Source organism: Brevibacterium sp. ZH18 (assembly GCF_022748595.1).
In the GTDB taxonomy this organism is placed as follows: Bacteria; Actinomycetota; Actinomycetes; order Actinomycetales; family Brevibacteriaceae; genus Brevibacterium.
This window is the reverse complement of record NZ_JALDSX010000037.1, coordinates 12,587-36,205: the sequence shown is the minus strand read 5'-3', so window position 1 is coordinate 36,205 and position 23,619 is coordinate 12,587. Positions and strand designations below refer to the sequence as shown.

Here is a 23,619-nt window from a genome sequence, read left to right as displayed (position 1 = left end):
TGCTCGGCGCTCTTCCCGCTCAGCGATGGTCGGACCGCGGCCCTCGCACCACCGATGCGGATCTCAAAACTCTACGTACGTGAGACTCAGAGGAGGGTGACGGATTCCGCCTGAGGACCCTTTTGTCCTTCTCCAACTTCGAACTCAACCTGCTGGCCCTCTTCGAGAGCGCGGTAGCCGTCCATCTGGATTGCGCTCCAGTGGACGAACACGTCCTGGTTGTCGCCTTCGAGGGTGATGAATCCATAGCCCTTTTCCGCGTTGAACCACTTGACGGTACCTTGTGCCATTGCTTCTCCATACAGTGCAGTGTCATTGACATTCCGCGATTCAGGCGCGGCCGGTCTGACCGCGCTGAACAACGGAAGCTAGTAAAACTCAACCGACCCCGCGATATCTCTCATTGACCTCTGGAGAATGATCTCGGTGAAGCACAAATAGAACACAAGGTGCAGTGCTTGCCTAGCTGTTGCAACTCTACCCCAGCACCTGGGTCGTCATTCGGCCACTCAACACTGTTATCAATTCGTTATTTTTGCGTCGAGGGGCCGCCCGCAACCGCAACTGCGCGCGGATCTCATTGCGGCTCCGCCCCTGGTGATCGCGGCCATTGCGCACCGGAGTCGGTGACAGCATCGGTCGGGTTCATCGATCGCCGAGGCGGCACCCAGTCACAGATTCGCGTGAACGATCGTGCCCGCAGGCATACCTCGACAAGTGCGTTCAGATATTCGCTGGCTCAGCCGTCCGAGGCCGCCGGCGAGTCGGTCTGCGACCCGCTGCCGCCGTCGGCGCCGCTCTCATCCGAGGCTCCGCTACTGGGTTCCGGTCCGCGTTCAGCAATGTCCGAGCAGATTACGACGGTCACATCCGAGGTGAAGTCCTCCGACGCCTCGGTGGCTTCGATGCCGAGGGAATCGGCCACGAGCTTCGCCTGCGAGGCGTTGTCCTCGCCCTTGTAGTAGACGGTCGACGTACTCAGGTTCGTTGAGTAGTTCCCGACTTTCCCGATCGTCCAGCCCTTTTTCTCCACAGCATCGGAGAACTTCTTCGCGGTGCCGGAGACACCGGAGCCGTTGAGGACGTCGACCTTAATCGACGAGTCTGCGACGCTGACTTCGCTTTCGCTCGGCGATGGCTTCGCCGAGGCGGATGAGTCCGATCCCGATTCCCCGACGTTGGACTCGGGGTCCTTCATCGAGGAGGTGATGATGTTGATGGCCGCCACCACGAGCAGCACTGCTACGAGCGCAAGGACGACGACCAAGGCGATCGCGCCGACATTTGAATGGGCAGCGGATTCCTGTCGGTGGGCTCCACTGCGTCGTCCGGGTTCGATCTCGTCGAATTCGTCAGTCATGTCTACCTCGAGACGCGGGCTTGGGCGCGTTCGCTCTGCCGCGTGGTGCGGATGCGACGCAGGCGTTTGACCAGCATGGGGTCACTGGCCAGAGCGGCTGGATTGTCGAGTAGGGAATTGAGGATCTGGAAGTAGCTCGTGGCGGACATATCGAACCGTTCGCGGATCGCGTGATCCTTGGCTCCACCGTATTTCCACCACCGCCGCTCGAACTCCAAAACGGACACCTCGAGCTCGCTCAGTTCGGGGGTGCCTTGGTTCTGCGGCATAGAGGTTGTGCTCCTTCGAGAAGTATCGTTGCTTCTATATTATCGCCCGGACGACAGGACTGAAATTCCCGGCGCGCCGGATCGCTCCCGACCAGCCCGCAGAACACGTCGCGGCGCTGCCAGTTCCACACTCACAGCAGCTCCCACTCCACACCCGTGGCACCTCCAGCGGCACGCGGCACACTGGGCAACCGGGGAATCAGACGACCCACCCGGCCAGGGGCGGCTCACCGAAGTGCGTGAGTCCTCCACAGCGGGGTGGGTCGAATGCGCCGAACTGAGGCCGGGACGTCAGCGGTGCTGATATCTGCCCGTCAGGCGATAGAGGTCAGCGGATGCGGATGTTGACCTGCTTGATCTGGGTGAAGCCCTCGAGCATACCCTCCAGCGAAGCCTCGCGGCCGAAGCCGGAGGTCTTCATGCCGCCGTAGGACTGTCCGGCCAGCTGGCCGCCGCCCTGGTTGACCTGGACCCAGCCGGATTCGATCCGGTTGGCCATCATCAGCGCGGCGTCGATGTCCTTCGTGAAGACGAATGCGGCAAGACCGAATTCGCTGTCGTTGGCCATGTCGACGACTTCGTCGATGTCCTTCCACGGAATGACAGAGAGGACGGGCCCGAAGATCTCCTCCTGGCTCGTCTGCCAATCGTTCTTGGCCCGGGAGAAGATGACCGGTGCGTGGTAGAAGCCGGGTTCGCCGACCTCGAGAGAGTCGGAGCCGTCATAGGCGATCTCCACGCCGTCCATCGACTTGCCCATCTCGATGTACGAAGCGACCTGGTCGTACTGCTTCTGGCTGATGATGCAGCCGATGTCGCTGTCTTCGTCGCGAGGGTCGCCGACCTTCATCTTCGACACTGCATCGACGAGCTTGGCCAAGAAGTCGTCGTAGATGTCCTCGTGCAGGAACAGGCGCGAACCCATCGTGCAGGACTGCCCCTGACGGGCGAAGCGTGTCGAGAGCAGAACCTGCTGCAAGGTGTCGTCGTCGTTCGAGTCCGGGAAGATGATGTTGGGGCTCTTGCCGCCGAGTTCCATCGACGAGTGGGCCAGACGGCCACCGGCCAGTTCGGCGACGTGACGGCCGACGCTCGTCGAACCGGTGAACGAGACCTTGTCGACGTCGGGGTGGAAGTTGAGCGCCTCACCGATGACCGAGCCCTTGCCGGTGACGACGTTGAGGACGCCGGCGGGCAGGATGTCAGCGATCAGTTCGGCCATCTTGAGGATGGTCAGCGGCGCATCCTCGGCGCATTTGAGCACGATGGTGTTGCCGGCGGCCAAGGCTGCCGGTGTCTTGAACGCGGCGATCATCAGCGGCGAGTTCCAGGGCAGAATGCCTGCGACGACGCCAAGCGGCACGCGCTTGGTGTACTGGAGCTGTCCGTCTCCGGCAGGAAGGGTGTTGCCCTTGACCTCTCCGGCGACTCCGCCCATGTAGCGGAACAGGTCGGCGAGGATCACGGTCTCGGGACGAGCCTGGGTGCGGATCGCGTTGCCGGTGTCGATCGCGGTCAGCTGGGCCAGTTCTTCCGAGCCGGCCTCGAGTGCGTCGGCGCAGCGGACGAGTGCCTTCTGGCGTTCTTTGAAGGGCAGTGCTGCCCAATCGGGGAAGGCCTTGCGAGCTGCCTTGACGGCGCGATCGGCGTCCTCTTCCTTGCCGTTGGGTACAGTCGCGATCACGACATTGCGATCGATGGGGGTGATGACGTCTTTCCTGTCACCGTCAGCAGCCTCGACCCATTCTCCGCCGATGAACATCTTCCAGTTCTTGGCCTCGGGAAATTGCGACATTGTGATCCTTTCACCTACGTAGTTCTCCGATGAACTCTCCAACGACGAGCATATCGTCTGCCCCCATCGGAAAAGAATGCCCGGACGGTGGGCGATCGTGCACATGTCATCTGCATTGTGCGCACAGTCATCAATACGATCCGCCGCCGAGGTGGCCCGACGTCGATGCGATCCGCCGTCGAGATGGCGCGAGGCGGTCCTCCCGTCGCAGGTCGGATCGTCGCTAGACTCGCGACCATGACTTCCACCCCTGACCTGCTGAAGATCATGTCCCCCGACTGGGGCGAGGCGTTGGCCGACGAGTCCGACCGGATCCATGCCATGGGCGACTTCCTGCGCGCGGAGATCGCTGCCGGGCGCAGCTATCTGCCGGCCGGGGACCAGGTGTTTCGGGCGTTCTCCGAGCCCCTCGCCGAGGTGAAGGTGCTCATCGTCGGCCAGGATCCCTATCCGACGCCCGGGCATCCGATCGGGCTATCCTTCGCCGTTGATCCCGATGTCCGTCCGCTGCCGCGGTCGCTTTCGAACATCTTCAAGGAACTCTCCGCCGATCTCGACGTTCCCCCTGCGACCCACGGTGACCTAAGGGCATGGTCACGCCAAGGCGTCATGCTGCTCAACAGGGTCCTGACCGTGGAGCCCGGCGAACCGGCTTCCCACCGCAAGCGCGGATGGGAGGCCATCACCGAGCACGCGATCAGCGTTCTGGCGAACCGTGCTCAGCCGCTCGTGGCCATTCTCTGGGGTCGCGATGCGAGAAGCCTGGTCCCGATGCTGCAGGCTGGTCGCTCCGAGGTGGCGATCATCGAATCCGCACACCCGTCACCGCTGTCCGCGAGCCGGGGCTTCTTCGGGTCCCGCCCGTTCTCGCGGACGAACGAACTGCTGGCTCAGAAGGGCCTGTCCCCCATCGATTGGCGCCTACCTGCGCAGAATGACTGGTGAACGGTGTCCCCTCACTGGTGAGTGGTGTCCATAGAGATCGCCGATTCGCCGGAGCGAGCGGATTCGGCCTTCTTCTCGACCGCATCGGCTTTGAGGTTCTTCAGCGGTCGGGCTAGGAAGCTGCCCAGCACCGCTCCGACGGCCAGGGCCGCATTGGCCAAGATCGCTGTGAAGAGCGCTGAGAGTCCGACCGCGAATGAGGTCGTCTCGGTCTCCGACGCGATCTGGTAGACCGCCGTGAAGATCGAGAGTCCCTGCAGCAGCGTGTAGATCGCCGGAATCGTGAGCACGATGGCAGGGGCGCCGAGGCGCAGCGCCAGCGGACGCGCCAGGAAGCCGGCCACGGTGGCCGAGAGGAGACTGGCCAGGACGTTGTCGAGGTTGAGCAGAGTCAGCGACATCATCGTGATGTAGGAGGCGAGTCCGACGAAGGCGGCCGGCAGGATGAATCGGCGTCTGGCCTGCATGCCTACCGCACCAGCCATCGCCACGACGGCGGAGGCTGCGAGCGACAGAATGGTCGTGACCACATGCGCATTGGTCTTCGGAACAATGACTTCGATCGGGTCCATCCCCAGGGCTTGTCCGCAGACAACGCCCAGTGCCAGACCGGAGACGATGCCCGCCAAGGTCATGAACACCCCGACCACCCGGCCGGCTGCGGTGAGCGGGAAGTTCGTCAGGGCGTCCTGGACCGCAGAATAGAGTGACTGCGTGGGCAGGAGGAGAACGATGCCCGCGGCCACGAGGTACTGAGGGGAGGCGATGAGCCCGAAGTTCCCCGCCACCATCGCCACCAGGGTCGCAGCCGCCGCCTGCAGCGCGGTGATGAAGAACGCCGGCAGATGAGTCCGCGCTATGTACCTGCCAACCTCCAAAATCAGGATGGCCATGGCGATGCCCAACGGCACCGCGACCGCTCCACCGCCGAGGAGCAGGACGAGGCTGCCCACCATCAGCCCCCAGGTGCCGGTGACAAACCAGTCCTGGAAGGGCCGCCGCTGCGAGCGGATGGCGTCGAGGCGACTGCGCGCCTCGTGGAAGCCCAGGCTCCCGCCGACGAGGTCCGAGACGAGTTTGTGCACCGAGGCGAGTTTCGCGTAGTGCGTGGATTCGCCGCGGTTGACCCGCATCACGGTCATCAGACGGCCATCCGTCGTCGAATAGTGCACCACGAGCGTGTTCGAGGTCAGATCCACCTCGACGGTGGCCAAACCGCAAGACGTGCAGGCCGCGATCACCGAGACTTCGATGTCGGAGGTTCCCGCACCGGCGCGCATCATGATGGCGGCGATGTCAGCGGCGAGGTCGAGGACCATCCTGGCCTCGTCCTCACTCGGCTCGGTAGCCTGGACCGGCGCCTGATACGGCGTGCCCTTGAGCGCCGTGACGATCGGGACCGGCTGAGTGTTGGCCGAGGTCCCGGACACGAGCCGTCCGACGGTGCGCCGGGCGACACGCTGAGCGATGCGCTGGGAGGCGCCTTTGTTGTCGGTGCGCGCCTTGGAGCGACCGGGCGAGGGCTTCGCCGCTTTGGCCGCTGCGGCGGCTTTGGTCTCGTCCGCTCGGGGGATCTCTCCGGTCGGTGATTCCCGCAGCTCCTGCAGACGCTGCAACCGTGTGCGCTCGAGGAGCTCACGCAGAGCTGGGGAGCCGGGTTCGCCGGGCTTCGCGCCGCCGACGGGACCCGTCGTAGCCTGCAGCTCCGACGGAACCTCGACGGTGGGTGCTTCGTCTGAGTTGTTCTCTGTCACGGCTCGCTGATGAGAGTTGGGCCGAAGGGGTCCGCCACATCGGCGGAGCCGGATTCGGCGTCGAATTCGAAGACCTTTCGACCGGAGACGAAGACTTGCTCTGCCCGGGAATTGAGGTCGAGCGGGTCACCAGACCAGATGACGATATCGGCGTCCTTGCCCGGGGCCAGGGAGCCCAGGCGGTCGTCGAGGCCGAACATCGCTGCCGGGTTGATGGTCAGGGCTTCGAGGGCGACGACCGGATCGAGGCCCTCCTTGACCGCCAGTGAAGCCTCGTGGATGAGGAAGTTGATCGGGATGACCGGGTGGTCTGTGGTCAGGGCGATGCGCACGCCGGCCTTGGCCAGGGCGCCTGCGGTCGCGAGGCTGCGGTCGCGCAGCTCGACCTTCGAACGGCTGGTCATGAGGGGCCCGAGGATAACGTCGATGCCCTTGGCAGCGATGTAGTCGGCGATCTTGTGGCCTTCGGTGCCGTGGTTGATGACGAGGCGGTAGCCGAATTCCTCGGACAGGCGGATGGCGGTGGCGATGTCGTCGGCGCGGTGGCAATGCTGGTCCCACGCGAGCTTTCCGTCGAGGACGTCGGCGAGGGTCTCGAGGACGAGGTCCCGGTCGAAGGGTGTGCCCTCAGCCTCGGCGTGGGCGCGTTTGGCCTGGTAGTTCTGGGCATTGACGAACGCGTCGCGGAGGATCTTCGCGGTGCCCATCCGGGTCGAGGGGGTGACGTTCTTCTCACCGTAGACGCGCTTCGGGTTCTCACCCAGGGCGGACTTGACGGACAGATCCTGCGTCACGAGCATCTCGTCGACGATCCGTCCCCAGGTCTTGACGAAAGCGGTCCGGCCGCCGATCGGGTTGCCGGATCCGGGCTTGACCAGCGCCGAGGTGACGCCTCCTCGCAGCGCATCCTTGAAACCGATGTCGGAGGGGTCGATGCCGTCGAGAGCGCGCACGCCGGCGCCGTTGGGGTCGGTCATCTCGTTCGTATCGTCGCCGGACCAGCCTTCGCCGTCCTCATGCACGCCGAGGTGGCCGTGGGCTTCGATGATTCCAGGCATGACCCAGCGGCCGCCGGCATCGATGACTTCGGTTCCAGCGGGCAGATCGTTCGCCGCGTCGGCTCCCGCCGCCACCGAGGTGATCGTTCCATTCGAGACCACGATCGTGCCCGATTCGATCGGTTCCGCACGGTCGCCGGAAGCATCAGCGATCGGCAGGATCCGGGCATTGGTGATGGCGAAATCAGTGATGTCGGGAACCGGAACCGAACGATACATTGTGCTCCTACTGCGGTGGATTCCACAGACGCCATGACTGTGTCTGCGATGTCGATTCGAGTCTACGCCACAAGGCCTTTTCGCTGCGTCCGACCCGGCCCGGTTCCCTTTCTTCTCCGAGCGTGCCCCGAGTTCTTCTCCGAGCGTGCCCCGAGCCTTCGAGCCGAGACGACAGACAAGGTTCGGCATGGGTGGCCACCGAGGTCCGAGTAGGCGAGGAACCAGAGGTCCGAACGAGCGAGGAGTCACAGGTCCATCCGAGGCAGAGACTGATGAATGAGTGTAGTTTTGAGTCAGAGTTTCAACGACAGAAGGACCCGAAAATGCTCGACACGATCACAACCTACGTTGCCATCGGCGACTCATTCAGCGAAGGGCTGATGGACCATGATCCCGAGCAGGAGAACCGCTACATCGGGTGGGCCGACCGACTGGCCGAGATGCTCGTCGACTCCCCCGCAGGCAGTCCCGACCTCTCCTACGCCAATCTCGCCATCCGCGGCCGACTGCTCGAACGGATCATCGACGAGCAGGTGCCCAAGGCGCTTGCGCTCAAGCCGGATCTGGTCAGCCTCTGCGCGGGAGGCAACGACTGCCTGCGCCCGAAAGCCGACATCGACGATCTGGCCAACCAGTTCGAACGCGCGGTTGTGGCCCTGCGCGAAGCAGGCATCGAGGTGCTCATGTGCAACGGCTTCGACACGGAGATCAGCACGCCGCTGATCCGTGCCGTGCGCCCCCGCGTCGGCATCTACAACACTCACCTGTGGTCGATCGCTCAGCGCCATGGCTGCCACATGATCGACGTCTGGGGACTGCGGCCCCTCTATGCCAAGGACATGTGGGCCGATGACCGGATCCACCTTTCGCCGAAGGGCCACGACCTCGTCGCACGGCAGGCTCTGGCCACCCTGGAGAGCGGGCACTCGCTGCCCGTCAAGGGCTTTGCGATGCCTGCACGCCCGACGCGGCCGATCAGGGACGTGATGAGCGAGGAGTCGAAATGGGCCAGGGAGCACTTCGCTCCGTGGATCGGACGGCGTCTGCGCGGCCATTCATCGGGCGACAAGCTCGGTGCGAAGCTGCCGGACCTGACCCGCGTGCGCAAGTCCGAATGAGCGGGAACGACGACGAGCGCTTCGCCGCTCTCACCGCCACCGGTATCCAGCTCACACCTGAGGAGACGTCACGGCCGGCGTTCCGCCACGACTATGGGACGCACCCCGACCAATTCGTCGAGGTCATCGGTGACCCTGGAACCGCCTCGGCGACGGTTGTGCTCGTCCACGGCGGATATTTCCGGGAGCGGACGAACCTCGCCCACGCCCGGCCCATGGCCGATGCCCTCGCCGAGGCGGGAGCCCTGTGCGTGCTCGTCGAATATCGGCGCGCTGGTGGGCAGCCGAACTGCCTCGACGACGTCACGACGGCCATCGACGGCGCGATCGCATCCTTGCCGGAGTGGGGCGTGAATGAGCAGGCCCGAGCCGAACTCGTCGTGGCCGGTCATTCCGCTGGCGGATGTCTGGTGCTGGCGTGGGCCAGCCACCTCGCCGAGGCAGGGCCGGGGATCCGCCTGCGCCCTTTGGCCCCGGTCACGGACCTGTTCCGGGAGGTCGCTGACGGGCTGGGTGAGGGCGCGGTCCTCGACTACATGGGCGTGCGCCCCGAGGACGATCTCGCTGCATACCTTCGCGAGGATCCGCGCAGTCGTGCTGTGCTGATCCCGGACCGGGTCGACCTGCGCATCGTCCATGGTGACGCGGACCGGACAGTCGATGTCGAATTCGCGCGCGCATTCCCAGCCCCAGTCTCGATTCTGGGCGGCGCCACCCATGCGGATCTCATCGATCCTGCTTCGTCGCACTTCGCCACTGTCGCCGAGGCGCTGCTGAGCTGACGTAGTCACGCGCCGGCTGCTCGAGGCGGGAGCGCAGCAGGGCGAACAGCGCGACGCTTCGGTCTCCTGGCCAACCATCGGGCAGTGCGCTGGCCGGCAGACCCGGATCGACGTAGGGAATGGTCTTCCAATCGTCGACGCAACGCAGCCACAGGGTGAAGGCCTCGCGCCCGTCGGCGAGGTGCTCGGCGACCGGCTCGTAACGGGACAGGAACTCATGGTGTCTGCCCGCGAGCCTGTCCAGGTCCCACCATTTCGCGGCTGCCTGTTCGAAAGGTTCGGACGTCAGCGGAGTCCGGGTGAGGAAGATCGTCGCGCGGTCACGGACCTCGAGTGTCTCGAGTGCCTCCTCGATCTCAGCCAGCAGGTGGCCGGGAGCGATCCACAGCCCATCGGTGACAGCGCCGAATCCGAGTCCCATGAGCTGTCTGCGCAGCTGGGTCCGTTTCACACGATCGACTTCGGGCAGCGAGTACGAGACGAGGCACCAGTCATCGGCCCCACCCTGGACTCGGTAGGAGAATATTCGGCGATCTCCACGCTCGAGGTCGGTCAGCGAGCGCGGATCCAAACGATATCCGGCGACGCCTGAGCTGCCGACTCCTCCCTCGGTGAGCAGCTCCCGTCGCTCGGGAATGAGTTCCCCTTTGTCCTTGAGCCGTGAGACGGCGCTGCGAGTCGAGGAGTGCGAGATCTCAGCGTCGGCAAAGAGCTCGAGCAGAGCAGAGATGGAGATCCATCCGCCTAATTCGCGAAGGTAGAGTCCGACGAATGTACGCAGCAACGAGGTGGGATTGCCTGGCTTCGGATTGAGATCGACGATCGAGATCAGCTCCCCGGACAGCCCGTCTCCGGACCCGCCTCGGCGTCGGATCGGGTGCCGTCGGCAGCAACAGGTGATCCTGTCCCTGTCGGTGACGGCGCGTCCGAACTCGGTCGGGTCGTCGTTCCGGGGCCGTTGCTGATCCCGGTGCGGATGTCGAAGAGTTCGGGGAAGAACGTGAGGTCCAGGGCCTTCTGCAGGAAGCCGACTCCGCTGGAGCCGCCGGTCCCGCGCTTCATGCCGATGATCCGCAGCACCGTGCGCATGTGACGGTAGCGCCAGAATTGGAAGTTCTCCTCGAGGTCGACGAGCTCCTCACAGCTCTCGTATTCCAGCCAGTACTCCTGCGGGTTCTCGTAGATGATCCGGAAGGTGTCGAGCAGCTCTTCGTCGAAGGTATGTGCAACCGAAACGTCGCGGTCGAGCAGGCGCTGCGGGACCGGGAGGCCGCGGCGGGCGAGGAAGCGGAGGAACTCGTCGTAGACGCTGGGCTCGTTGAGGTAGGTCTCGAGCTGGGCCCGTGCCTCGGGCTCACCGTCGAAGACCGGCAGCATTCCGGCGTTCTTGTTGCCCAGCAGGAACTCCACGGCCCGGTACTGCCAGGACTGGAATCCAGAGGACTGGCCGAGTTCGTCACGGAATCCGACGTACTCACTCGGCGTCAGGGTGGCGAGGACCGACCACTGCTCGGTCAGGGTCTTCTGGATGTGCTTGACGCGGGCGATGCGCTTGAGTGCGAGCTGGAGCTGGTCGTCGGCGATGAGGCGGCGGGCGTCGAGGAGTTCGTGGATGACGAGCTTGAACCACAGCTCCGTGGTCTGGTGCTGGATGATAAACAGCAGCTCGTCGTGGTGGACTGGATCGCTGACCGGATTCTGTGCGCTCAGCAGCCGGTCGAGGTCGAGGTAGGACCCGTAGGTCATCGTCGAGCGCAGGTCAGTGTGGATCCCGTCCTCGAGGTCGCGTTCGTTCTTCTCCGCGGTCGTCTTGTCATGAGTCATGACAGTCATCATATTGCAGAAATGTTCCGGGCGGATCATTCCTGCAATGAAAATGCTCGAGACTCGCGCTCGGCCCTCCACTCACACATCGCGCATCACGCATCACGCATCACGCACAGCATCGCACTGGTCAGCCCGAATCAGTTCGACCCCGGCGCCCGGCGCTCGGGCTTCACTATCGCCCGCACGTCGTCGACGAGGCTCTTCCACTCTCCCGGCATCTCAGCCTCGCCGAAGCGCACGAACCCGAAGCGGCTCTCGATGACGTAGTCATAGCGGTCGGCTCCGGTCGAAGCGGGCGCCGACTCGGCCGTCGCCGCCTGTGCCTTACCGTCACTCGACCACGGGAGTTCGGCCACCCTGGGTCCGATCTCCTCCCGATGTTCGCTCTCATCGATGTCGATATCCCAGACGAGGAGAAACCCGCCGATCCCCCCGCTGCGTTCCACGACGAGATGGCCGAATCCGCCACCGGAGCCGCCACCGGAGCCACTGCTGGAGCCACTGCCGGAGCCGCCGGAGCCACTGCCCCGCTCAGCTCCGTCGCGCGCAGAGTCCCCGGACCCTCGTTGGCCGCTCACCAGCTGCTCCCGACATTTTCCTGGCCCTCAGCACTGGCGACTCCGACGGCGTCCCAGCCCTGAACGATGGCGTCGTGAACGTCGGATCCTTCGCCGAACCGCGCGTCCGCCTCGGCGATGGTCAGGGCTGCGAAGCCCGCGAAATCGGTCTGCTTGGTGATATCGGTTCCGGTCAGGACCGCGAACCACACCGGCCCGACGGTCTCCCAAGCAGGCCCGCCGAGGCCGGACGCCGCGAGCGCGAAAGCGCGGTTGGGGATGCCCGAGTTGAGGTGGACTCCCCCGTTGTCCGAGTCCGTGGTCACGAACTGATCCATGTGGCCCGGCTGCGGATCCTTGCCGAGGACATCGTCGTCATAGGCGGTGCCCGGGGCGAGCATCGACCGCAGCGCCTCACCGGTCACGTCGGCGGTGAAGATGCCCGCACCGATGAGCCAGGTGGCGGCGTCGGCATCCTGATCGGCTGCGTACTGCTCGGTCAGCGCGCCGAAGACGTCGGCGCAGTGCTCGTTGAGAGCACCCGGCTGGCCGAAGTATTCGAGGTCGGCCGTGTGGCTGATGACTCCATGGCTGAGCTCGTGGCCGATGATCGACAGCGAACCGGTGAAGCCCGTGAACACCTCATCATCGCCGTCGCCGAAGACCATCAGCCGTCCGTCGAAGAAGGCGTTGTCGTAGTCCTGGCCGTAGTGGACGCTGCCGATGAGCGGCATTCCCCTCCCATCAAGGGAGTCGCGATCGAAGACCTCGGCGAAGAGCGCGTAGGCGGCTCCGAATCCGTCGAAGGCCTCATTGACGGCCTCGTCGGCAGCGGGTTCTTCACCTTCACTGCGGATGAGGACACCCGGCAGAACCTCTTTGCCCTGAGCATCGTGGATGAGGCGGTTCGGGCCCCTGACCGTCGAGCCCGGCACCGAGGCTGATGCCTGAGTTGCTGTCGAGTCCTGAGCTGCTGTCGAGTCCTGAGTTCCCGTCGAATCCTGAGTTGCTGTCGAGTCCTGAGGTTCCGTCGGGCTTGAGCCTGCCGGTGGCGCAGCGGAATCTGGCGGCGAATAGCGCAGACCTTTCGCCCGCAGATTCTGGCAGGCCGCATCGGAGCGCCGACAGTTGCGGGCCGCCACTGCGGCGCGGGGAAACTTCTCGGCCCCGCGCTCGGCGATCGCATCGAGGAGATAGGGCGGAACCACAGACTGAATGCTCATACCTCCAGGGTCTCACCTACCCCGGAAAAAGGAACGGACAACTCGTGCAAACATTTCCTTGCAAAGATTTCTTTGCAATAGTATCTTTGCAATATGGCGAAGATACAGTCACAGCAGCCCATCCGTGAGATCCAGCCTGCCGACCTCAAGGGTCTGGCCCATCCGGTCCGCACGGCGATCTATGACGCGCTGTCGAAATACGGTCAGCAGACGGCGACGACTCTGGCCCAGCGGCTCGGCGAGTCCACCGGCTCCACCAGTTACCACCTCCGCCAGCTCGCCCGTCACAATTTCATTCGCGAAGTCGACGGCACCTCCGGCGGCCGACAGAAGTGGTGGGAGCGGATTCCAGGTGCCGTGACCGTGCCGTCCAAGGACGCAGCCGACCCCTCGGCCACTGCGGCGGCCGAGTTCATCCGCCGAGAATGGACCCGCAGCAGCGCTCGTGCCCTGGAGGACTTCGTCAGTGTCCTCAGCGATGAGGATCGCCTGTCCCCCGAATGGCTCGAGGCCGCGGACATGACGACGAGCAATCTCCACCTGACGCCCGAACAGCTCGAGGAGATCACAGCCCGATTCCATGCCCAGACCCAAACCCTCATCGACGAATACCGCGGCCGCAATGACCCCAGGTCCCGGCCGGTGCAGATTCAGTTCAACGCCTTCCCCCTGATCGATGGAGAGGAACTCCCATCATGAACACGACCATCTCCCCTACCTTGCCTGAGTCGCTTCGACACGGCTCAGCCTCGTCGGAGTGCAGTCCTGCGGCACTTCGGCACGGTTCTGCGGCGCGTCGGCACGGTCCCGGACGCATCGTCGAACGCACGACCACCATCACCCGCGAGATCTACCTCGACGACCCTGCACCACAGCACCGTGAGAGACAGCCCGGAAGCCCGCTCGAGGCTGCCGAGGTCGAATCGAGCACATCGCTTCTCGAATCCGGCTCAAATCAGACATCCTCGATCACTGATGAACGCGTGAGGGGAGTCGACCGTGCCGTTGTCCGCCTCGGTGTGTGGCTCATCGAGCTGGGCCGTCGCCGCGCACTTCGACAGGCGACGCGATCGCATCGCCCGGCTCTGCGGGCGGATGAGATTGCACGCCGACTGGACGAAGCGAAGGCTCGCGACCTCAAGCACGTCATCGGACTCCCCCGCTAGGGCTCCCTGCTCGGGCCCGCCACGACCGATCTGCCCACCACCGATCTGCCCGAAAGTCGGTCTGGCCCGCAGTCGATCTGCCCTCCGCCTTCCCTGAATGATCGGGTCATGGTCAACCGGCAACCGCCTCGGCGCCGGTGGTCGAATCGTCCTGCGTGGGCGAGCGCACGATGAGGGCGATGACGATGATGATCATGAAGAACGTCGTCAGGAACGCGGGGATCGGGATGATCGGGTCGAGGAGCACGAGGACCGCGCACACGGGGACGACGGTGTTGACGACCCCGTCGGCGCTGCGCCTGATCGCCAGCAGCCACACGCCGAGGACGAAGACCGCGATCGGCGCCGACACCATGAACGACGCGAGCGTCGGGTCCAGGGCGCTGGTTCCCAGCTGCGAATCGACTTCAATGCCACTCCTGCAGAGAACGCTCCGGCCGCGGCGAAGTTGAAGTAGTGGCCGTAGCCGTATTTGGGGCTGCTGCCGAGGCTGAGGACGCCGAGTGAGGTGAGGGGGACGACATCGGCAATGTCTTCGAAGGCCCGAACACGGCGTTCGCCGAGGCCAAGATGCTCTCGTCGAGGACGAGGAACCCGACCAGCGACAGCGTGGGATCACCGATGAACATCCATCCGACCCACAGCACCTGCACGATGCCGATTCCGCACGCGTAGACGATGGTCGCTCGCTGCGCCTTCCCCGCATGCCGTGAAGCCCGCAGCCACTGGATGATCATGACGAGGCGCATGAGGATATAGCCGAGGATGAGGACGAGGAAGTTCCCGTCAGCGAAGATCGGTTCGATGCCCGCCGCGAGGATGAGCACTCCGCCCATCTGTACGATCGTCAGGACCCGGTAGAGCCAGTCGTCGGTGTCGAACGAGGTCGCGAACCAGGTGAAGTTCATCCACGCCCACCAGATCGCGAAGAAGATCATGAGGTACTTGCCAAGGCCTGCGCCGAGCTTGCAGCACGACCGTCCTCCCCAGGATCACGGGGTCGCATCGGGGTCAGCCGGAACCTGGAAGGCGCTACCGCTGAGTTGTTCACATCGATTGTCTTCGCACGGAGACACGGTACATCACCGGGAACAGTCTAGATCTCTGCCTGCGATCACCTCGGCGGCCTGAATTCGAGTCTGCCTGAATTCGAGTCTGCCTGAATTCGCGGGCGTCTAGACTGGTCAGGTGCTCAAACCCATCCTGTGGCCGGTCCTGGCACCGTCGCTTCTCTTCGCCGTAGGCTTGGGTGCGATCCTCCCGATTCTCGTCCTCGGTGCACTGTCGTTGGGGTCGACTGCGTCCTTCGCGGCGGCGATCGTCGGCATCATGGGCGCGGTGTCGCTGATCGCTACGGTCCCGGCGGGGCTGCTCATCGACCGCCTCGGCGATTTCCGGGCGATGCTCGTGGCCACGATCACGGCGGTCGTCGTCCTCGCCGCAATCGTCGCGGCATTCTTCTGGGATTCGCCGTATTCGCTCATCGTCTACACGCTCGCGCTCATGCTCTTCGCGCCGGTCTCCGACGTGTGGAGCCTGGCCAGACAGGCCGTCGTCGCCGAGGTGATGCCCGCCGCCGATCTGGCCAAAGCGATGACGGCGCTGGGCGGCAGTCAGCGGGTGGGCAACCTCGTCGGCCCGATCGTCGGCGCTGGCCTCATGCTCGTCTTCCCGATCTGGTCGGTCTTCGTCTTCGCCGCGGCCGCCGCAATTACGGCCGTCATCGTCATGGCTCTGCCGATCGCCCAGATCCCCGACTACCCCGGCGGGACCGGTGCCCACGATGACACCCGCGCCGAGGCTGCCCCCGGCAACGTGGACAACGCGAAATCCCGCGTCGGCAAACCTCGTCGCACGCCGCTCGACGTGCGGTGGAAGCCCGTGGTGCTCGCCGGGATCTCCATCATCGCTCTGACCGTTGCCCGGTCGGCACAGCCGGTCGTCATCCAGCTCTGGGGCGTCGAGATCGGCCTCCACGAATCGACGATCTCCCTGCTCATCGCGTTCGGCGCCGCTCTCGAGCTCATTTTCATGTTCCTCGGCGCCTACATCAAAGATCATCTGGGTCGAGTCACCACGTTGGCGACCTGTCTGACGATCTTCGGTTCGGGCTTCATCGTCATGGTGGCCCTGCCGCACGTGGCCGGAATGATCGCTGCGGCGGCGATCATGGCTGTGGGCAACGGACTTGGTGCAGGAGTGAATATGACGATCGGCGCCGACCTGTCCCCAGCGATCGGGCGTGCGCGCTTCCTCGGCATCTGGGCAATCTTCTCCAACGGCGGCAAGCTCGGCGGCCCGGCCCTCATCTCACTGCTCATCACGATCGCCTCCCTGCGCTTCGGAGTCCTCTTCGCCGGAATCTTCCCCATCCTCGGCGCTGTGTGGGCGATCGTCTGGTCCTCACAGATCGGATTGCCCAGCCGACGACGCCGCTGATCACTGCGCTCTCGCCGCTGACAGCCTAGGAAGCGGGGACAGCTCATGAGGCCCGCACAGCCTAGGCGGCGGGGACCTCGAAGTCAGAGGTGAATTCCGGTACCTTCTTGTCTTCCCCGATCACCTTCGCCTCCGGACGACGGTAGGAGCCTTTGAGTTCGTCGGCGGTTTCACTCACGTAGATCGGAATGTAGCCCGTGTGCTCTCCATCGCGGCGCGGCGCGCGGTCGAAATACTCATACCCGGCTTCTTCGAGTTCGTCTTTCGCGCTCGATGCGTAGTTGGCTTCCTCGCCGGCACTGTCGAGGTAGAAGTCCGCCGAGCTGATGGAGCCGCCGTAGCTCTTCCCTGGCACAACCTTCACTTCGATATAAACCATTTCCCCATCAGGGTTGTCGGTCGCTTCGTAGTATTCAGTGGGATTGTTGCGCACCGCGGACACGACCGTGACGACGTCTCCGGTCTCCTTGTCGGTGAACTCTGCACCGACCTTCACCTCGGTGCCCTCGGCCTTGTCCGCCGCGCCTTCGGTGCTGTCCGTCTCTGCAGTCTCTGCTGCAGTCTCTTCTGCCCCGAGTGCTTCCTCCTGCTCCTGGCTGGGAGCCCCAGCGGTGTTGTCTTTACCCGCCGCCGAGTCGTCGGTGCCGCAGGCTGACAAAGCCAGCAGGGCAGCGAAGGCCAAGGCTGATGATTGAGTGAGGATTCGGGCTGAGTGGCGTCCGGTGCGGTTCATCGGGTTCCCTTTCGAAATGATGGGCGCTGCATGAGCTGTGTGTTTGACGGCTCATTGGCCCTGACATTGAACGATTCTATTGCCGGCGCCCCGAAGACAGGTGCTGAGCACAGCACACCGTGTAGCAGATCTGGCACAACCCCATAGGACGATGCCTCAGCACCACTGCCCACCATGCCCCGGCACTACTGCCCACCATGCCCCGGCACTACTGCCCCCATGCCCCGACACCACTGCCATTACGCAGAAAACCGGGCCAGACAGTGAACTGTCTGGCCCGGTCAAGTGGAGCCCCCCATCGGACTCGAACCGATGACCTTCGCTTTACAAGAGCGGTGCTCTACCAACTGAGCTAGGGAGGCGTGGCGGCGAAACGATGCCGTCTGCGCCTACACGATAGTAGTCCATTCACTGTTGCCTCGACAAAACAGCTCGGCACCCGCTGCGGGTGCCGAGCCGTTCCAGTCGATCTCAGATCGCGACTTCGATCTCAGGTCGTGCGATCGCTCAGGCGATCAGCCCTTGACCTCGCCGGTGGCCTTGAGGATCTCAAGTGCCAGGGCCTGTGGGTCGCTGGTCTTGTCGGTGTGCTTGCCGTTGATGAGCACCCATGGGGTGGCCTCGACGCCGTTGTCCAGAGCGTCCTGCGTCGAGTTCTTGACGAACTTCTCGAACGACTTGTCCGTGACGCAGCTGGCCACGGTCTGCTCCGGATCCGAGCTCAGCTTCTTCGAGGTGTCGACTCCGGCGCTCTCGGCAACCTTGAGGAGTTCCGCATCGGTCCGACCGTCGGAGTTCTCTTCCGGCTGCTGGGCGTACATCTTCGCGAAGAAGTCTTCGACGACCTCAGGCTGCGAGTCGATGACACAGGCAGCCAGGTTCGCCGAGCGGGTCGAGTACTCGTTGCTTCCGGACATCCGGTCGAGGATGGCAACCGTCTTGTATTCGAGGACGATCGAGCCCTCGTCGGCCAGCTTCTGCAGTGTCGGGGTGTTGGCAGCCTCGAAGGCCTTGCAACCGGGGCACTGGAAGTCGAGGTAGACAGTCACGGTCGCGGCGTTGTCCTTAGTACCCGAATTTGCCGCCTTGGGCAGCTTAGATGTCTCACCTTTGGGCATCTTCAACGGCTGGACGACAGCACCGTCCTTGGCCAGGGTGACGCCGCCGGCCACGTAGTTCGAGGGCTCTGTGCCGGGCTTGTTCTGCTGGAAGATGAGCGTAGCGACGACCGCGATGATGGCGACGACGACCACACCGATTCCCACATACAGAATGGTCTTGGCGGTCTTCTCCTTCTTCGCCTGAGCGGCTGCAATCTGGCGCGCGTTCTCGCGAGCCTTGTTCCGCCGCTGCTCCGCGGAGTTCTCTTTCGCCATTGTTCCTCACGTTCGGATCGTCTGATTTCGGTCCGGCCTCGGACCGTGGGGAATCGGGACGTGTTTCGAAACCCGACGACCCCACCTTACCGAAACTCGAGACCCTCCAACTCTCAGTGAAATTCAAGGTTCAACTAAACCGGCCCTGCCGAACCACGGGGAACAGTCCCCCGAAACGTCGAACCAGCCTCGCCGGCTCCTCAGACCGGCCCGGGCAGATAGGTGAATGGGCTCTCCGGCAACGGCCACCAGGTCATCGCCGCACCCGACTCGATCAGGACGATTCCGATGGTGATGAGCAGGGCGATCACAGCCAGTGCGATGAGGCGGCCCAACTGGTTGCGTGTGGCGCCGGAGACGATCAGCCGCGAACCGAAGCGCAGGCTCGCCGCCCCTGGGCCCACCCACAGTACGAGGGCACCGGCAGCGCCGGCGACCCACACCGACCACTGCTCCGAGAGTCCCTCGGGTACGATCCCAGCAATGTCGAGTCGCATGAGCACGAGCATCGCAACGCCCGCGACGGCAGGCAGAATGAATGAGGCGATCGAGGTCAGGACCGATGCGAGGACCGCTCCCGGCGCCGAGGCGAACGAACGGAGGAGCCCTCCCCCATCGGTTCCGCGTTCGAACCGATGCTTCTGCTTCTTCCGATCCAAACGCGTTCCCGTCCGAGCGAGGACCGACCAGCAGAATGCGACCGCGCAGATCACCAGCGGACCCAGCGGCATGAGCGTGATCGCGAGCAGGATCAGCCCGAACACCACCCAGCCTCCGGTGCGAACAGTCCGGTAGGTCATCGGACCCCAGCCGTAGCCGGGCTGATTTCCGGGTCCGAACTGATCAGGGTGTCCGGCATGAGGGCCGGCAGTGGGACCAGCAAGCTGCCCGTCCTGGCCAAGGCCCGCTCCGCCCTGGCTCATGCCGGCACCGGCCTGGCCGAAGCCGGCGCTTCCCTGCCCGTGGCCTGGGTAGCCGGATCCGGGGTAGCCGGGACCGTTGCGGTCCGGTCCCGGCTGGCCGTACCCGGATGGCATGGGTCCCGGCTGGCCGTACCCGGACGGCATGGATCCTGGCTGGCCATACCCAGAGGGCATGGGCCCCGGCTGTCCGGAGCCGCGATAGGCAGCCCCGCCGAGGTTGGTCTGGGCCAGCGGCGACCCCGGAGCTGCTTGGATTCCCCCGTTGGGGTTGTGCACCGGAGGCGCGGCGGCCTGATTCATCGGTGCCCCCGAGGAGCGTCCCTGAGATCCCAGCCCGTTCTGCACGGGCTGGTAGGACCCGGGCCCGCCGGAGACCGGCGTTCCCCCGGGGTAGTCTCCGCGCAGCGCGCCGTGTCCGGCTGCACCATAGGCTGAGCCATCGTCGTCGACGGCCGGCATCACCGCTGTTCCGTTCGACGTCCGCTGCCCGGCACCTGCGCCCGCTGCGGCCGAACCCGAACCCAGCTGCGGCATGCGCCCGGACTCGATATCGACGAGGGCATCGAGGATCATCTGCCCGCTCGGCCTGCGTTCGGGTTTCGGATCCAGGGCGGCTTTGAGCAGGGGCACGAAGTTGCGGGGCGCACCGTCGAGGTCGAATTTGCCCATCGCCACCCGACCCAGGACAGCTTCGAGCGGGCCGGAGCCGTAGGGGTTGCGACCGGTGGCGGCGAAGGCCATCGTCGCAGCCCACCCCCACCAGTCGGTCTTCTCACTCGAGGTCTTGCCATCGGCGATCTCGGGTGAGAGATAGCCGGGCGTGCCCATCACGAGACCGGTCGCGGTCACCCGCACCTCGTCGGCGACCTGGGCGATGCCGAAGTCGATGACCATCGGCTCGCCGTCCATGATCATGACGTTCGCGGGTTTGAGGTCGCGGTGGACGACACCGGACACGTGGACGGCATTGAGCGCGTCGAGGAGGGCATGACCGAAGTGGACGAGTTCGTCCTCGGCGAAGGGGCCGTTCTCCTTGACATCGTCGGACAGGGTCTGTCCGTCGACGAATTCGGTGATGATGAACGGCTGAGCGGAATCGAGTTCGGCATCGAGCACCTCGGCGATGCGGGGGTGTCTGATGCGGCGCAGCGTCCTGACTTCCCTGGCCAGACGCTTACGAGCGGTCTCGTCATTGGCGATGTGCGGGTGCAGGACCTTGACCGCGACAGGATTGTTTCCGCCGTCCACACCGAGATAGACGACACCCATGCCGCCCGAGCCGAGCTCCTCGATGAGGCGGTAGCCTCCCAAATCCTGAACCATCACCTGTCCCAGCCTAGTCGAGCGAGTACAGTTCGTTCCAAGGACAGACACAGGAGGAGGCGCAGATGGATACCGTCAACTCTGCTGAGCCAGTCGGATCAGCCACTTATGGCGACAATGATTTTGTCGTCGTCGCGAACCGCTTGCCGGTCGACCGCGACACCACTGGAGACAGCCCCGGATGGCGTACCTCACCTGGGGGTTTGGTCACTGCGGTGGCCCCGGTGATGAAGTCCAAGGAAGGTGCCTGGATCGGCTGGACAGGGGTCGCCGACACAGATTTCGAGCCATTCACGATCGACGGCATGCGCCTCATCCCCGTCACCCTCTCGAGTGACGAGGTCCTCAGGTATTACGAAGGATTCTCCAACGCCACGTTGTGGCCTCTCTATCACGACGTCATCGTCCCGCCCGAGTACCACCGCACCTGGTGGGATTCGTATGTGCAGGTGAATGAGCGCTTCGCAGCGAAGGTCGCCGAGGTGGCTGCCGAGGGCGCTACGGTCTGGATCCATGACTATCAGCTGCAGTTGGTCCCCCAGCTGGTGCGACGAATGCGTCCCGATCTGGCGATCGGGTTCTTCAACCACATCCCCTTCCCGCCGTTCGAACTGTTCGCGCAGCTTCCGTGGCGCGACGACATCCTCAGGGGCCTCCTCGGCGCGGATCTGATCGGATTCCAACGCCCCGCAGATGCCGCGAACTTCCGGCGCGCGGTACGGGGCCGTCTCAACTTCACGACGAAGGGGTCGACGGTCACCGTCCCCTCGGGTCAGCTCCTGCCCGCGCACCTCGTGCGGGCAGAGGCGTTTCCCATCTCCATCGACACTCCGTATCTCGAGGAACTCGCCCGCGATCCGAAGATCATCGAACGGGCTCAGCAGATCCGCGAGGAGGTCGGCAACCCGAAGGTCGTCATGCTCGGCGTCGACAGGATGGACTACACGAAGGGCATCCGACACCGCCTCAAGGCGTTCGGTGAGCTGCTGGCCGAAGGGAAGCTCGACGTCGAGGACATCGTCCTCATCCAGATCGCGACCCCCTCAAGAGAGCGGCTCGAACAGTACAAGATCATCCGTCACGATGTGGAGTTGGCCGTCGGACGGATCAACGGCGAACAGGCAGAGGTCGGTTCGATCGCGGTCCACTACCTCCACCATTCGTATCCGCGCGACGAGATGACGGCGTTCTTCCTCGCGGCCGACGTCATGCTGGTGACCGCCCTGCGCGACGGCATGAATCTCGTGGCGAAGGAGTACGTGGCATGCCGCGGGCGTGACGACGGAGCCCTCGTCCTCTCCGAATTCACCGGGGCCGCCGACCAGCTCAAGAGCGCCGTGATGGTCAACCCGCACGACGTCGGAAACCTCAAGGCAGGCATCCTCGAGGCAGTGCAGATGGATGAGAAGTCGCGGGCACGGCGGATGAAGCAGATGCGCAGGAAGATCTCCACCGACACTGTGAGCATCTGGTCGAAGAAGTTCCTCGCCGAGCTCGACGCCATCCACACGAATCCCGAGGCAATCATTCCCGACCGTCCCGCCGCCTTACCGGAACGGTCGGCAACGGCCCCTGATCGACCCGCGGCGAAGACCGATGCACGTGCCGAGCACGGCGCCGGCAACACCAGTCCTCGCGACGCTTCCACCGCTCGATAGGAGCATCTGTGACCTCGGACTCGACATCCATGCCTCCTGCCCCGACGACACCCGCGACGCCCGCCGAGGATACGCCTCATGACGCCCGTTCAACACCGACGCAGCCCCTCCTGATGCCCAGAGCCTCGGATCCGACAGACATCGACATCGGAGGCCTGAGCGCGGCACGCTCGGTCCTCATCGCCCTCGACTTCGACGGGGTTCTCGCCCCGTTGCAGGACAACCCCGACACCTCGCAGATGCTGCCTGGGTCGACCGCGGCGATCGCTGCTCTGAGTGCACTGCCGGGAACTCGTGTGGCCTTGGTCTCCGGCCGTGACATCACGACGCTGCGCCGCCTGGCCGATCCCCCGCCGAATGCATGGCTGGTCGGTTCTCATGGCGCCGAGGTGGACCTCGGGTCCCATGCAGACGAAGCGTCCGACGCCGGTCCGGAAGGGTCGAGCGCTGCTGCGTCCGCTGCCGACTCACCAACCCTGACGGCTGACGAGCGCGGAATGCTCTCCGCGATCGACTCCCACATCGACTCGTTCGAGCACACTCTTCCGGCTGGCAGCGGCGCAGAGTTCCGGATCGAGAAAAAGCCGTTCTCGAGGACCGTACATACCCGCGGTCTCGACTCTGTGCTGGCGGACGCGCTCCACGAGCATGTCATCGCCGCTCAGGACGAGCACGCGGGAATCCGCGTCATCGAAGGCCACGACATCACCGAACTCGCTGTCAAGAAGGCGACGAAAGGTGACGGCCTCCGGGAGCTCATCGCCGCCGGCTCCCCCGATGCTGTGCTCTATCTGGGCGACGACGTCACCGATGAGGACGCGTTCGCCGAACTCGAGGCGTTCTCAGCTCAACGGACGGACGCCGCTGCATCGGAGACCGGAAGGCCTAGAAATCTGAGCCTGCGAATCAAAGTCGGAGATGCCCCCACCCGTGCCACGCAGCGAATCGCCGACCCGGAAGCCGTCGCCGAACTCCTCGGCCGAATCGCGAGCGACCGAGCCGCTCAGCAGTCGGCGAACTGAGCCGGCTACACCGTCTCTGATTCGAGCTCAGGTTCGGGCTCAAGTTCGGGCTCAGGTTCGGGCTCAAGTTCG

At 64.5% G+C, this 23,619-nt stretch carries 23 protein-coding genes and 1 tRNA gene; 8 read left to right on the top strand and 16 right to left on the bottom strand.

What is annotated here, in order from left to right:
• Positions 1-86: 86 nt before the first annotated feature.
• The 4 genes from MPN20_RS12770 to MPN20_RS12755 form a co-directional block, all read right to left on the bottom strand.
• On the bottom strand, positions 87-290 hold the full coding sequence (locus MPN20_RS12770) for a cold-shock protein (protein ID WP_235346758.1): 204 nt from the start codon (positions 288-290) through the stop codon (positions 87-89).
• 449 nt (positions 291-739) lie between these two features.
• The gene (locus MPN20_RS12765; RefSeq protein ID WP_242782709.1) at positions 740-1,360 is read right to left on the bottom strand and encodes a LytR C-terminal domain-containing protein; all 621 of its coding nucleotides are present in this window, start codon (positions 1,358-1,360) and stop codon (positions 740-742) included.
• A 2-nt stretch (positions 1,361-1,362) separates the two neighbouring features.
• Positions 1,363-1,629, bottom strand: coding sequence for a DUF3263 domain-containing protein (locus tag MPN20_RS12760; protein ID WP_242782708.1), 267 nt, complete (start codon positions 1,627-1,629; stop codon positions 1,363-1,365).
• 328 nt (positions 1,630-1,957) lie between these two features.
• Complete coding sequence (locus tag MPN20_RS12755) at positions 1,958-3,424, bottom strand: aldehyde dehydrogenase family protein (protein ID WP_242782707.1); 1,467 nt, start codon at positions 3,422-3,424, stop codon at positions 1,958-1,960.
• 237 nt (positions 3,425-3,661) lie between these two features.
• Here MPN20_RS12755 and MPN20_RS12750 point away from each other — a divergent pair, with 237 nt between their 5' ends.
• Entirely contained in the window at positions 3,662-4,369 is a 708-nt protein-coding gene (locus MPN20_RS12750; RefSeq protein WP_242782706.1) for a uracil-DNA glycosylase, read from the top strand.
• 11 nt (positions 4,370-4,380) lie between these two features.
• Here MPN20_RS12750 and MPN20_RS12745 read toward each other — a convergent pair whose 3' ends face one another.
• Together MPN20_RS12745 and MPN20_RS12740 are read right to left on the bottom strand one after the other, a co-directional pair.
• On the bottom strand, positions 4,381-6,123 hold the full coding sequence (locus MPN20_RS12745; RefSeq protein WP_242782705.1) for a threonine/serine exporter family protein: 1,743 nt from the start codon (positions 6,121-6,123) through the stop codon (positions 4,381-4,383).
• Positions 6,120-7,400, bottom strand: coding sequence for an amidohydrolase (locus tag MPN20_RS12740; RefSeq protein WP_242782703.1), 1,281 nt, complete (start codon positions 7,398-7,400; stop codon positions 6,120-6,122). Before MPN20_RS12740 ends, MPN20_RS12745 begins: the two co-directional genes overlap by 4 nt.
• A 323-nt stretch (positions 7,401-7,723) precedes the next feature.
• Between MPN20_RS12740 and MPN20_RS12735 the strand changes: the two genes are divergently transcribed.
• The gene (locus MPN20_RS12735; protein ID WP_242782701.1) at positions 7,724-8,518 is read left to right on the top strand and encodes an SGNH/GDSL hydrolase family protein; all 795 of its coding nucleotides are present in this window, start codon (positions 7,724-7,726) and stop codon (positions 8,516-8,518) included.
• The gene (locus MPN20_RS12730) at positions 8,515-9,300 is read left to right on the top strand and encodes an alpha/beta hydrolase (protein ID WP_242782700.1); all 786 of its coding nucleotides are present in this window, start codon (positions 8,515-8,517) and stop codon (positions 9,298-9,300) included. Before MPN20_RS12735 ends, MPN20_RS12730 begins: the two co-directional genes overlap by 4 nt.
• On the opposite strand, the gene MPN20_RS12725 is transcribed toward MPN20_RS12730, so the two are convergent.
• The 4 genes from MPN20_RS12725 to MPN20_RS12710 form a co-directional block, all read right to left on the bottom strand.
• Entirely contained in the window at positions 9,245-10,084 is an 840-nt protein-coding gene (locus MPN20_RS12725) for a PaaX family transcriptional regulator C-terminal domain-containing protein (RefSeq protein WP_242782699.1), read from the bottom strand. The genes MPN20_RS12730 and MPN20_RS12725 overlap by 56 nt on opposite strands.
• A gap of 44 nt (positions 10,085-10,128) precedes the next feature.
• Positions 10,129-11,124 (bottom strand): tryptophan 2,3-dioxygenase family protein, encoded by a 996-nt coding sequence (locus tag MPN20_RS12720; RefSeq protein WP_242782698.1) that lies wholly within the window; start codon positions 11,122-11,124, stop codon positions 10,129-10,131.
• Between the two features lie 140 nt (positions 11,125-11,264).
• The gene (locus tag MPN20_RS12715; RefSeq protein ID WP_242782697.1) at positions 11,265-11,705 is read right to left on the bottom strand and encodes a hypothetical protein; all 441 of its coding nucleotides are present in this window, start codon (positions 11,703-11,705) and stop codon (positions 11,265-11,267) included.
• Positions 11,702-12,907, bottom strand: coding sequence for a M4 family metallopeptidase (locus MPN20_RS12710; protein WP_242782696.1), 1,206 nt, complete (start codon positions 12,905-12,907; stop codon positions 11,702-11,704). Before MPN20_RS12710 ends, MPN20_RS12715 begins: the two co-directional genes overlap by 4 nt.
• Before the next feature lie 93 nt (positions 12,908-13,000).
• Between MPN20_RS12710 and MPN20_RS12705 the strand changes: the two genes are divergently transcribed.
• Together MPN20_RS12705 and MPN20_RS12700 are read left to right on the top strand one after the other, a co-directional pair.
• Positions 13,001-13,606: a helix-turn-helix domain-containing protein gene (locus MPN20_RS12705; RefSeq protein ID WP_242782695.1), complete on the top strand. Its 606-nt coding sequence runs from the start codon at positions 13,001-13,003 to the stop codon at positions 13,604-13,606.
• Positions 13,603-14,073 carry a hypothetical protein gene (locus tag MPN20_RS12700; protein WP_242782694.1) on the top strand — a complete coding sequence of 157 codons (471 nt, stop codon included), beginning with the start codon at positions 13,603-13,605 and terminating at the stop codon, positions 14,071-14,073. The genes MPN20_RS12705 and MPN20_RS12700 overlap by 4 nt, the downstream gene beginning before the upstream one ends.
• Positions 14,074-14,185: 112 nt before the next feature.
• On the opposite strand, the gene MPN20_RS12695 is transcribed toward MPN20_RS12700, so the two are convergent.
• Complete coding sequence (locus tag MPN20_RS12695; protein WP_242782692.1) at positions 14,186-14,428, bottom strand: hypothetical protein; 243 nt, start codon at positions 14,426-14,428, stop codon at positions 14,186-14,188.
• Positions 14,429-14,480: 52 nt separating this feature from the next.
• On the bottom strand, positions 14,481-15,011 hold the full coding sequence (locus MPN20_RS12690) for a low temperature requirement protein A (RefSeq protein WP_242782691.1): 531 nt from the start codon (positions 15,009-15,011) through the stop codon (positions 14,481-14,483).
• 250 nt (positions 15,012-15,261) lie between these two features.
• Between MPN20_RS12690 and MPN20_RS12685 the strand changes: the two genes are divergently transcribed.
• Complete coding sequence (locus MPN20_RS12685) at positions 15,262-16,512, top strand: MFS transporter (RefSeq protein WP_242782689.1); 1,251 nt, start codon at positions 15,262-15,264, stop codon at positions 16,510-16,512.
• Positions 16,513-16,573: 61 nt separating this feature from the next.
• On the opposite strand, the gene MPN20_RS12680 is transcribed toward MPN20_RS12685, so the two are convergent.
• From MPN20_RS12680 to MPN20_RS12665, 4 genes are all read right to left on the bottom strand, one after another.
• Positions 16,574-17,245 carry a hypothetical protein gene (locus MPN20_RS12680; protein WP_242782688.1) on the bottom strand — a complete coding sequence of 224 codons (672 nt, stop codon included), beginning with the start codon at positions 17,243-17,245 and terminating at the stop codon, positions 16,574-16,576.
• 286 nt (positions 17,246-17,531) lie between these two features.
• Positions 17,532-17,607 (bottom strand) — tRNA-Thr (locus MPN20_RS12675).
• A 153-nt stretch (positions 17,608-17,760) separates the two neighbouring features.
• On the bottom strand, positions 17,761-18,621 hold the full coding sequence (locus MPN20_RS12670; RefSeq protein WP_242782687.1) for a thioredoxin domain-containing protein: 861 nt from the start codon (positions 18,619-18,621) through the stop codon (positions 17,761-17,763).
• Between the two features lie 200 nt (positions 18,622-18,821).
• A complete protein-coding gene (locus tag MPN20_RS12665) occupies positions 18,822-20,867 on the bottom strand; it encodes a serine/threonine protein kinase (protein ID WP_242782710.1) in 2,046 nt (681 codons plus the stop codon).
• Between the two features lie 65 nt (positions 20,868-20,932).
• Here MPN20_RS12665 and MPN20_RS12660 point away from each other — a divergent pair, with 65 nt between their 5' ends.
• Both MPN20_RS12660 and MPN20_RS12655 read left to right on the top strand, forming a co-directional pair.
• Positions 20,933-22,525, top strand: a complete 1,593-nt coding sequence (locus tag MPN20_RS12660; RefSeq protein ID WP_242782686.1) for a trehalose-6-phosphate synthase — start codon at positions 20,933-20,935, stop codon at positions 22,523-22,525.
• Positions 22,526-22,638: 113 nt separating this feature from the next.
• Positions 22,639-23,547 carry a trehalose-phosphatase gene (locus tag MPN20_RS12655; protein ID WP_242782685.1) on the top strand — a complete coding sequence of 303 codons (909 nt, stop codon included), beginning with the start codon at positions 22,639-22,641 and terminating at the stop codon, positions 23,545-23,547.
• Positions 23,548-23,619: the final 72 nt, after the last annotated feature.

Coding starts and splice junctions, on each gene's coding strand:
- MPN20_RS12720 (WP_242782698.1), bottom strand. CDS start 11,124: ATGACTCATGACAAGACGACCGCGGAGAAGAACGAACGCGACCTCGAG.
- MPN20_RS12750 (WP_242782706.1), top strand. CDS start 3,662: ATGACTTCCACCCCTGACCTGCTGAAGATCATGTCCCCCGACTGGGGC.
- MPN20_RS12660 (WP_242782686.1), top strand. CDS start 20,933: ATGGATACCGTCAACTCTGCTGAGCCAGTCGGATCAGCCACTTATGGC.
- MPN20_RS12665 (WP_242782710.1), bottom strand. CDS start 20,867: ATGGTTCAGGATTTGGGAGGCTACCGCCTCATCGAGGAGCTCGGCTCG.
- MPN20_RS12730 (WP_242782700.1), top strand. CDS start 8,515: ATGAGCGGGAACGACGACGAGCGCTTCGCCGCTCTCACCGCCACCGGT.
- MPN20_RS12700 (WP_242782694.1), top strand. CDS start 13,603: ATGAACACGACCATCTCCCCTACCTTGCCTGAGTCGCTTCGACACGGC.
- MPN20_RS12695 (WP_242782692.1), bottom strand. CDS start 14,428: ATGGTGTCGGCGCCGATCGCGGTCTTCGTCCTCGGCGTGTGGCTGCTG.
- MPN20_RS12690 (WP_242782691.1), bottom strand. CDS start 15,011: ATGATCTTCTTCGCGATCTGGTGGGCGTGGATGAACTTCACCTGGTTC.
- MPN20_RS12740 (WP_242782703.1), bottom strand. CDS start 7,400: ATGTATCGTTCGGTTCCGGTTCCCGACATCACTGATTTCGCCATCACC.
- MPN20_RS12680 (WP_242782688.1), bottom strand. CDS start 17,245: ATGAACCGCACCGGACGCCACTCAGCCCGAATCCTCACTCAATCATCA.
- MPN20_RS12755 (WP_242782707.1), bottom strand. CDS start 3,424: ATGTCGCAATTTCCCGAGGCCAAGAACTGGAAGATGTTCATCGGCGGA.
- MPN20_RS12655 (WP_242782685.1), top strand. CDS start 22,639: ATGCCCAGAGCCTCGGATCCGACAGACATCGACATCGGAGGCCTGAGC.
- MPN20_RS12710 (WP_242782696.1), bottom strand. CDS start 12,907: ATGAGCATTCAGTCTGTGGTTCCGCCCTATCTCCTCGATGCGATCGCC.
- MPN20_RS12670 (WP_242782687.1), bottom strand. CDS start 18,621: ATGGCGAAAGAGAACTCCGCGGAGCAGCGGCGGAACAAGGCTCGCGAG.
- MPN20_RS12770 (WP_235346758.1), bottom strand. CDS start 290: ATGGCACAAGGTACCGTCAAGTGGTTCAACGCGGAAAAGGGCTATGGA.
- MPN20_RS12705 (WP_242782695.1), top strand. CDS start 13,001: ATGGCGAAGATACAGTCACAGCAGCCCATCCGTGAGATCCAGCCTGCC.
- MPN20_RS12765 (WP_242782709.1), bottom strand. CDS start 1,360: ATGACTGACGAATTCGACGAGATCGAACCCGGACGACGCAGTGGAGCC.
- MPN20_RS12735 (WP_242782701.1), top strand. CDS start 7,724: ATGCTCGACACGATCACAACCTACGTTGCCATCGGCGACTCATTCAGC.
- MPN20_RS12760 (WP_242782708.1), bottom strand. CDS start 1,629: ATGCCGCAGAACCAAGGCACCCCCGAACTGAGCGAGCTCGAGGTGTCC.